Source organism: Streptomyces pathocidini (assembly GCF_001418495.1).
Classification (GTDB): Bacteria; Actinomycetota; Actinomycetes; order Streptomycetales; family Streptomycetaceae; genus Streptomyces; species Streptomyces pathocidini.
The window spans coordinates 1-8,839 of the sequence record NZ_LIQY01000189.1 but is presented as its reverse complement, the minus strand read 5'-3'; the positions used below and the strand labels follow the sequence as shown (position 1 = coordinate 8,839).

The 8,839-nt window shown below is 73.3% G+C and carries 7 protein-coding genes, 1 pseudogene and 1 riboswitch; of the genes and pseudogenes, 4 read left to right on the top strand and 4 right to left on the bottom strand.

Features of this window, described 5'->3' with window-relative positions; translation table 11 throughout:
• Nucleotides 1-8 precede the first annotated feature (8 nt).
• A riboswitch (cobalamin riboswitch) is annotated at nucleotides 9-242 on the bottom strand.
• A 32-nt stretch (nucleotides 243-274) separates the two neighbouring features.
• From AOK16_RS11050 to AOK16_RS11040, 3 genes are all read right to left on the bottom strand, one after another.
• Nucleotides 275-982 carry a gamma-glutamyl-gamma-aminobutyrate hydrolase family protein gene (locus AOK16_RS11050; RefSeq protein ID WP_055472079.1) on the bottom strand — a complete coding sequence of 236 codons (708 nt, stop codon included), beginning with the start codon at nucleotides 980-982 and terminating at the stop codon, nucleotides 275-277.
• 52 nt (nucleotides 983-1,034) lie between these two features.
• Nucleotides 1,035-2,507 carry an ethanolamine permease gene (eat, locus tag AOK16_RS11045; RefSeq protein ID WP_055472078.1) on the bottom strand — a complete coding sequence of 491 codons (1,473 nt, stop codon included), beginning with the start codon at nucleotides 2,505-2,507 and terminating at the stop codon, nucleotides 1,035-1,037.
• 267 nt (nucleotides 2,508-2,774) lie between these two features.
• Nucleotides 2,775-3,521: a FadR/GntR family transcriptional regulator gene (locus tag AOK16_RS11040; RefSeq protein WP_055472077.1), complete on the bottom strand. Its 747-nt coding sequence runs from the start codon at nucleotides 3,519-3,521 to the stop codon at nucleotides 2,775-2,777.
• Nucleotides 3,522-3,595: 74 nt separating this feature from the next.
• On the opposite strand from AOK16_RS11040, the gene AOK16_RS11035 reads away from it, so the two are divergent.
• The 4 genes from AOK16_RS11035 to AOK16_RS11020 all read left to right on the top strand — a co-directional run bounded on the left by AOK16_RS11035 (nucleotide 3,596) and on the right by AOK16_RS11020 (nucleotide 8,520).
• Nucleotides 3,596-4,963 (top strand): glutamine synthetase family protein, encoded by a 1,368-nt coding sequence (locus AOK16_RS11035; RefSeq protein WP_055472076.1) that lies wholly within the window; start codon nucleotides 3,596-3,598, stop codon nucleotides 4,961-4,963.
• Nucleotides 4,964-5,123: 160 nt separating this feature from the next.
• Nucleotides 5,124-6,494: an aldehyde dehydrogenase family protein gene (locus AOK16_RS11030; RefSeq protein WP_055472075.1), complete on the top strand. Its 1,371-nt coding sequence runs from the start codon at nucleotides 5,124-5,126 to the stop codon at nucleotides 6,492-6,494.
• Nucleotides 6,491-7,276: a 3-oxoacyl-ACP reductase gene (locus AOK16_RS11025; protein ID WP_055472074.1), complete on the top strand. Its 786-nt coding sequence runs from the start codon at nucleotides 6,491-6,493 to the stop codon at nucleotides 7,274-7,276. Before AOK16_RS11030 ends, AOK16_RS11025 begins: the two co-directional genes overlap by 4 nt.
• A gap of 272 nt (nucleotides 7,277-7,548) precedes the next feature.
• The gene (locus AOK16_RS11020) at nucleotides 7,549-8,520 is read left to right on the top strand and encodes a DUF2510 domain-containing protein (protein ID WP_055472073.1); all 972 of its coding nucleotides are present in this window, start codon (nucleotides 7,549-7,551) and stop codon (nucleotides 8,518-8,520) included.
• A gap of 90 nt (nucleotides 8,521-8,610) precedes the next feature.
• On the opposite strand, the pseudogene AOK16_RS11015 reads toward AOK16_RS11020, so the two are convergent.
• A pseudogene (locus AOK16_RS11015) lies at nucleotides 8,611-8,839 on the bottom strand (amino acid deaminase/aldolase); the annotation flags it as partial.

The following is an 8,839-nucleotide window of genomic DNA, read 5'->3' as shown; positions in this document are numbered from 1 at the left end:
GTGCCCCGGCCGGGGCACGGGCAGTGGCAGGTCTTCGGACTCGCGGGCACACCCGGCGTATCCGCCGGGCACCTACTGGCCGTCGCTTCCCGGACGCCTCGGCTCCAGCCTCGGCCTTCCAGTGCGTATGACGGCGGTCGTTCCCGCTCACCGCTGCGGGGCAGTCCCGGATTCCCACCGGGTTCCCTCTTACGACGCTCCCGCCTGGCGGGCGGGGCGAACCAGCTGCACGGCCAGCGTAACGCCCCCGACCGCAAGGACTGAGTCCGCCGCTTCAGAGCGACCCCGCCGCCGAGATCAGCGCCTCCATCAGCCGCAGGTCCTCGCCCGCCTCCGGGTGCCACTGGACGGCGAGGACGAAGCCGTCGCCGTCGGCGAACTCGATGGCCTCCAGCGTGCCGTCCTCGGCGTGGGCGGCGGCCAGCAGGCCGCGGCCGAGGGTGTCCACGGCCTGGTGGTGGTACGTCGGCACGGACACCGCCTCCGGCAGCACCTCGCCGAGCCGGGTCCCGGGCACCGGCTTGATCTCGTGGTGGGTGAACTCGCCGGGCGCCCCGCAGTGCCCGTCGTGCCCGACCTCCTCCGGCAGGTGCTGGACGAGCGTCCCGCCGAGCGCCACGTTGAGCAGCTGCATGCCCCGGCAGATCCCGAGCAGCGGGGTGCCGCCCGCCAACGCGGCCTCGATCAGGGCGAGTTCCCAGGCGTCCCGCTCGCGGTAGGCGGGGCCGGTCCGCGGGTGCGGCTCGGCCCCGTACCGCTCGGGGTCGATGTCCGGGCCGCCCGCGACGACCAGCCCGTCGAGCCGGGCGACGACCGCCGAAGCCTGCGAGGGGTCGTCCGGGGGCAGCAGCGCGGCCAGGCCGCCCGAGCGCTGTACGAGCCGGTGGTACCCGGCGGGCAGCACCGCCGCAGGAAGATCCCACACACCCCAGCGGACGGAGGGCTCCAGATACGTACTGACGCCGATGAGCGGCTTGGCCACGTTGCTTCCCTTCGAGGTCCGACCGGTCGCGCGAATCGACCGGTCCGGTGAGTCAGTCGCGTTCGAGTTCCGCCTCGGCCGCGGCCAGCGCCGCGAACTCCTCCTCGGGAGCCGAGGCCACCAGACGGTGCCGACTGTAGAAGCCGAAGTACGCTCCCGCGACCGCGTACACCGCCAGCGCGATGAACGCCGCCTCCTTGTCGACCAGGAAGGTCGCCACGAGCGCGGACAGGGACAGCGCCAGGGCGACCGAGGAGGTCGCGATGCCACCGGGAGTGCGGTAGGGGCGCGGGAGTTCGGGCTCGCGCCGGCGCAGCACGATGTGCGACAGCGCCATGAGGGCGTACGAGATGGTGGCGCCGAAGACCGCGATGTTCAGCATCCGGCCGCCGTTGCCGCTGCCCGCGGCGAGCGCGAAGCCGATCGCGCCTGGGATCAGCAGCCCCAGGTACGGCGCTTTCCGGCCGCTGGTCAGCGACAGGAAGCGGGGGAGATAGCCGGCCCGGGAGAGCGCGAACAGCTGGCGGGAGCCCGCGTAGATGAGGGAGAAGAAGGAGGCGACCAGGCCTGCCAGGCCCGCGTAGTTGACGAACCGGCTGAGCGCGGTCGGCTCGCCGTCGCCCTGGAGCGCCACGACCAGCGGGTTGCCCGCGTCCTGCACCGCGGCCGAGCCGCGGGCGCCCGTCGCGGTGAGGAAGGTGATCAGGGCCAGCAGCGCCAGGACGCCCATGGAGATCGCCAGCGCCCTCGGCATCGACCGGACCGGGTCCTTGGCCTCCTCGGCCGCCAGCGGGACGCCCTCGACGCCGAGGAAGAACCACATGCCGAACGGGAACGCCGCCCAGATGCCCAGGAGTCCGAAGGGGAGCCAGGAGCTCGACCCGAGGGCGCCGCCGTCGACGGGGATGTCGTTCAGGCCGCCCGCGTCGAACTCGGTGATCGCGCCCAGCGCGAAGACCAGCAGCGCGGCCACGGCGATCGCGGTGACCACGAGGCTGAAGCGCAGCGCCTCGCCCACGCCCCACAGGTGGATGCCGATGAAGACGACGAAACAGGCGAGGTAGACCGGCCAGCCGGACTCCAGGCCGAAGAGACCCAGCGACGCGACGTAGTCGCCGATGAAGATGCAGATCGCGGCCGGCGCCAGGATGTACTCGATGAGGATCGCGGTGCCGGTCAGAAAGCCGCCCCAGGTGCCCAGCGCGCGCCGGGCGAAGCCGTAACCGCCGCCCGCGGTGGGCAGGATGGCCGACAGCTCGGCGAGCGCGAAGACCAGGCAGGCGTACATCGCGCCCATGAGGACGGTGGCTATGGCGAGGCCGCCGAAGCCGCCTTCGGCCAGGCCCAGGTTCCAGCCGGAGAAGTCGCCGGAGACGACGTAGGCCACGCCGAGGCCGGTCAGCAGCAGCCAGCCGGCGCTTCCGCGGCGCAGCGAGCGCCGCTCCAGATACGCGTCGGCCTCGGCGGCGGCGCCGCTCTCGCCGGGGGGTGATGATGCGGTGCGGGTTTCCGTGCCGTCGGCCATGGGGCGCTCCTGAGCGTGCGGAAAGGCAATGGTGTGGGGGCATACCATTGCCCTGCCGTGTCGCCGCGCGCAAGGGCCTTGCGTTAAACGGTGGTTACGAAACGGCCTCGGCGAGGGGCTCGCAAAGCGTCCGGCGTACGCGGTGGCGACCTGCGTCGCGGCGGCGCGGTGGCGGGGTACGACGGTGGCGCCTGCGCACCGTCGTGGCTTGCGTCGTGGCGGCGTACGCCGTGGCGGCCTACGCGGTGGTGGCCTACGCCGTGGCGGCTACGCCAGAAATCCCCGCAGCAGCGCCGCCGTTCCCGCGCAGTGCTCCCGCATCACCGCCCGCGCCGCCTCCGCGTCCCCCGCCAGCACCGCGTCGACCAGCGCGGTGTGCTGCTGCTGGGAGTGCTCCAGATTGCGCACCAGCAGGGGTATGCGGTCCAGCAGATCGTTGACGGCGGCGCGAACCGCCGCGTACTGGGCGGCCAGTGAGGGTGAGCCGCTCAACTCGGCCAGCGTCAGATGCAGCATCGTGTCCAGCCGCCGGTAGTCCGCCAGCGGTGCGTCGTGCGTCGCGGCCAGCGCCGCGCGCAGCCGCTCGGCCCCCTCCCCGTCGAGGCCCTCCGCGGCGCACAGTCCGGCCGCGCCCACCTCCAGCACCTCGCGGAACCGCAGCGTGTCCTCGACGTCCACGGTCCCGGCCCGCCGGCGCAGCGCGTCCCCCGAGCCGTCCGCGGGCGCGCCGCCCGGCCGCCCCAGCACGAACGTGCCGCCGTACCGCCCGCGCCGGCTCTCCAGCAGCCCCTCGTCCTGAAGGACCTTCAGCACCTCGCGCAGCGTCACCCGGCTCACCCCGAGCCGCTCCGCCAACTCCCGCTCGGCGGGCAGCCGTTCACCCGGCGGTACGAGTCCGAGCCGCAGCACCTGGAGGATCTGCTCCAGCGCCTCCTCGAAGCCGTTGCCCGCCCGCACCTGCCGCAGCACCGGCGCCAGCAGATCCTCCGGACCCGCGTCGCGTATGTCGCCCATCGGAGCCTCTTCCCAATCAAAGGTCTGCAGGACTACCTTAAGCCCTCCCGGCTGCACCGACAGGAGGCAATCCCGTGGCAGACCGCACACCCCCGCTCACGGTCGACGAGCTGAGAGCGCTCGTCGGAGCGGGCGAGATCGACACCGTCGTCCTCGCCTTCACGGACATGCAGGGCAGGCTCCAGGGCAAGCGGTTCGCCGCCCGGTTCTTCCTGGACGAGGTCCTCGACCACGGCACCGAAGGCTGCAACTACCTCCTCGCGGTCGACGCCGACATGAACACCGTCGACGGCTACGCGATGTCCTCCTGGGAGCGCGGCTACGGCGACTTCGCCATGCACGGCGACACCGCGACCCTCCGCCGTACGCCCTGGAACCCCGGCACCGCGCTGCTCACCGCCGACCTCGCCTGGCACGACGGCACGCCCGTCGCCGCCTCCCCGCGCCAGGTGCTGCGCCGCCAGCTCGACCGGCTCGCCGAGCACGGCTGGACCGCGTACGCGGGCACCGAGCTGGAGTTCATGGTCTTCAACGACAGCTACGAGGACGCCTGGTCGCGCGGCTACCGCGAGATGAACCCGGCCAACCTCTACAACGTCGACTACTCCGTGCTCGGCACCGGCCGCGTCGAGCCGCTGCTGCGCCGCATCCGCAACGACATGGGCGCGGCCGGCATGGTCGTGGAGTCCGCCAAGGGCGAGTGCAACCTCGGCCAGCACGAGATCGCCTTCCGCTACGCCGACGCGCTCACCACCTGCGACCAGCACTCCGTCTACAAGACGGGCGCCAAGGAGATCGCCGCCCAGGAGGGCCGGGCGCTCACCTTCATGGCCAAGTACGACGAGCGCGAGGGCAACTCCTGCCACATCCACCTCTCGCTGCGCGACGCGTTCGGCCAGCCGGTGCTCGCCGACGAGCAGGGCCCGTACGGCATGTCCAAGCTGATGCGGCACTTCCTCGCCGGACAGCTCGCCACCCTGCGGGAGTTCACGCTCCTCTACGCGCCGAACATCAACTCGTACAAGCGCTTCCGGCCCGGCTCCTTCGCGCCCACCGCGGTCGCCTGGGGCCCGGACAACCGCACCTGCTCGCTGCGCGTCATCGGCCACGGCGCCTCCCACCGGCTGGAGAACCGGCTGCCCGGCGGGGACGTCAACCCCTACCTCGCGGTCGCGGCGATGATCGCGGGCGGGCTGCACGGCATCGAGCAGGAGCTGGAACTCCCCGAGGCCTGCACCGGCAACGCGTACAACGGTGACGCCGAGCACGTGCCCGCCACGCTGCGCGAGGCGAGCGAGCTGTGGGCCGACGGCGGTGTCGCGCGCACGGCGTTCGGCGCGGAGGTGGTGGAGCACTACCTCAACATGGCCCGCGTCGAGCAGGAGGCCTACGACACCGCCGTCACGGACTGGGAGCGCTACCGCTCCTTCGAGCGCATGTGACGCCGTCGCGTTGCGGGCAGGCGTTCCGCCGGGCTGGAGGTCCACCCCCGGACGAATTCCGGCGGAGGTGGGCACAATGCGACCACTCGCCCGCAGCCGCGCACGAAACCGCAAACCCCGCCGGCGCGCCGCGAAGGCCGCGCCAACCGCTGGAGACACCTTGCACGAACTTCACGTACTCAATCCGGCGACCGAGGAACCGGTCGCCACGGTCGCGGCGGCGACGCCGCGGGACGTCGACGCGGCCGTCGCCCGCGCCGCCAAGGCGCAGGAAGCCTGGGCGGCGCTGGCCCCCGGGGACCGGGCCCGGCAGCTGCGCCGCTTCGCGGCCGCCGTCGACCAGCACCTGGAAGAACTGGCCCTGCTGGAGGTCCGCGAGGCCGGCCACCCCATCGGCAACGCCCGCTGGGAGGCGGGCAACGCCCGCGACCTGCTGGACTACGCGGCCGGCGGAGTCGAGCGGCTGAACGGCCGTCAGATCCCCGTCCCCGGCGGCCTGAACGTCACGTTCCACGAACCGCTCGGCGTCGTCGCCGTCATCGCGCCGTGGAACTTCCCCATGCCGATCGCCGCCTGGGGCACCGCACCCGCGCTCGCGGCCGGCAACGCGGTCCTCCTCAAGCCCGCCGAGACCACCCCGCTCACCGCCCTGCGGCTGGCCGAACTCGCCCTGGAGGCAGGCCTGCCCGAGGGTCTCTTCCAGGTCCTCCCGGGCGAGGGCCCGGTCGCGGGCAACGCCCTCGTCGAGCACCCGGGCGTCGCCAAGGTCGTCTTCACCGGCTCCACCGCCGTCGGCAAGCGGATCATGGCCAAGTGCGCGGACCAGGTCAAGCGCGTGACCCTCGAACTCGGCGGCAAGAGCCCCAACATCGTCTTCGCCGACGCCGACCTCGAACGGGCCGCGGCCGCCGCCCCCGGCGCCTTCCTCGACAACACCGGACAGGACTGCTGCGCCCGCACCCGCATCCTCGTCCAGCGTGGCGCGTACGACCGCTTCCTGGAGCTGCTGGAGCCCGCGGTCAAGGCCTTCACGGTGGGCGACCCCGCGGACCCCGCCACGCGGATGGGCCCGCTGATCTCCGCCGCCCAGCGGGAGCGCGTACGGTCCTACGTCCGCGAGGACGCCCCCGCCGCGATCCGCGGAACGGCCCCGGCGGGCAAGGGCTTCTGGTACCCGGCGACCGTCCTCGCGCCCGACTCCCCGGACGACCCCGCGGCCGTCGAGGAGATCTTCGGCCCGGTCGCCGTCGTCCTCCCCTTCGAGGACGAGGCCGACGCCGTACGCCTGGCCAACGCCACCCGGTACGGCCTGTCCGGCTCGCTGTGGACCCGCGACGTGGGCCGCGCGATCCGCGTCTCCCGGGCCGTCGCGGCCGGGAACCTGTCCGTCAACTCGCACAGCAGCGTGCGCTACTGGACCCCCTTCGGCGGCTTCGGCGAGTCAGGGCTCGGCCGCGAGCTGGGCCCGGGCGCGCTGACCGCCTTCACCGAGACCAAGAACGTGTTCATCAGCACCGAGGAGAGCCAGTGACGACCGAGACCCCAGTCTGCCGCCGCCTGACCGGCCGCACCGCCGTCATCACCGGAGCGGGCAGCGGCATCGGCCTTGCCACCGCACGCCGCTTCGCCGCCGAGGGCGCGAACGTCGTCTGCGCCGACATCGACGAGAGCGCGGGCAAGGCCGCGGCCGCCGAGACCGGCGGCATCTTCGTACAGGTCGACGTGACCGACTCCGAGCAGGTCGAAGCGCTGTTCAAGACGGCGTACGAGACCTACGGCTCGGTCGACATCGCCTTCAACAACGCCGGCATCTCCCCGCCCGACGACGACTCCATCCTCACCACCGGGATCGAGGCCTGGAAGCGCGTCCAGGAGGTCAACCTGACCTCCGTCTACCTCTGCTGCAAGCACGCCATCCCGTACATGCGGCGGCAGGGCAAGGGCTCCATCATCAACACCGCCTCGTTCGTGGCGAAGATGGGCGCCGCCACCTCGCAGATCAGCTACACCGCCTCCAAGGGCGGCGTGCTGGCCATGTCCCGCGAACTGGGCGTGCAGTTCGCCCGCGAGGGCATCCGCGTCAACGCGCTCTGCCCGGGGCCGGTCAACACCCCGCTGCTGAAGGAGCTGTTCGCCAAGGACCCGGAGCGCGCCGCGCGCCGCCTCGTGCACGTCCCGGCCGGCCGGTTCGCGGAGCCGACGGAGATCGCCGCGGCCGTGGCCTTCCTCGCCAGCGACGACTCCTCGTTCGTCAACGCCGCCGAGTTCCTCGTCGACGGCGGCATCGCGGGCGCGTACGTCACACCGCTCTAACGCAACCCGCTCCCCGCGCGGGCCGGGCGGGGCTGAGAAGGCCGAGCAGTTGGCGGCCGCGAAGGACCCGCTCCCCGCGCGGGCCGGGCGGGACCGGCTCCTCGCGCTGCCGGACGCGACCCGGGCTCCCAACGAGGTGGGCTGGGGCCCTCTCCCCGCGCGGCCGGGCAACCGCGCGGTGCCCGGCCCGCGCGGTGGACGCGGCGGACCGGTGGAGGCGGTGGACGCGGTGTACTCGCCCGATCACGACGGCCTAGGGTGTGCGGGTGAGCATGACGACACCGCCCGGCTGGTACCCGGACCCCGGGCACCCAGGCCACGGCCCCCTCCTCGAACGCTGGTGGGACGGGTCTGCCTGGACCGACTACACCCGCGAGCCGCAGGGCGCCGTGACGGCCCGAATACCGTCCCAGCAGCCGGACTTCGGGCCCCCGCGGCACCCGGGAACCTTCCACCAGAGCCCCGCGTTCCCGGGATACGAGCCGGGGTACGAGCCGCTGCCGCCCCGGGACGGCGGCTCGCGCGGCAAGGTGATCGCCTTCGCCGCCGTCGCGGGCGTCCTCGTCGCGGCCATCGTCGGCGGCATCGTGCTGCTCAACACCACCGAAGGCGGCGCCGAGTCGGCCGACTCCAAGCCGGGCGCCGGCTCCGACCGCCGCCCGGGCCCCGGCGAGAGCGACGGGCCCGCCGCCCCCGGCAAGGGCGCCAGGACCGCGCCCGACGAGGTCAACGGAATCAGCCTGCCCGTACTCGACGGCTGGCGGGCGGGCCGCAGCGGCTCCGGCGGCGCCGCCGTCACCACCGGCGCGTACCCGTGCCCCGGCGACCGCGACGTCACCTGCGTACGCGGCGGCGCCTTCAGCCACCCCGCCCTCTCCAGCGGCAGGACCGCCGAGAAGATCGCCAAGGCCGACATCGAGAAGAACGCCGAGGAGTCCTACGGCGCGGACCCCGAATCCGGCAAGGAGGTCTACGGCGGCATCACCGGCCACAAGGAGTTGAAGTCCACCCCCGTCACGGTCGCGGGGGAGAAGGGCTACCTGGTGCGCTGGAAGGTCGAGACCGAGCACGGCCAGGGCGGCTACGTGCAGTCCCTCGTCTTCACCTCCCCGGTCACCAAGGACTTCGTCCTGGTCCGCTTCGGCTTCGACGCCGGCGGCCAGGCCCCGCCCCCGGCGGACATGGACCGCATCACCAAGGGCATCGCACCGCTGCGCGCCGGCGCGGACGGGGGAGCGGTCTGACGCGGGGGCCTGGGCCTGGCGTACGGGTCCGGGTCTGGCGTACGGTCCGGGCCGCCCCTCCCGAGCTCATCCGGGCCGCCCCCCCGAGCCTCAGAGGAAGGTGCGGCCCTCACCGCGGTACGTGGGCACCTCGGCGATCACCCGGTCGCCCGCCACCAGCCGCAACACGTCGAACCGCTCGCACAGTTCGCCGGCCTTCGCGTGCCGGAACCACACCTTGTCGCCGATCAGCAGATCGTCCGCGGCCGAGCCGAGCAGCGGCGTCTGCACCTCGCCCGCCCCCTCCCGCGGGTCCCCTCGACCACCGTCCCCGACCCCG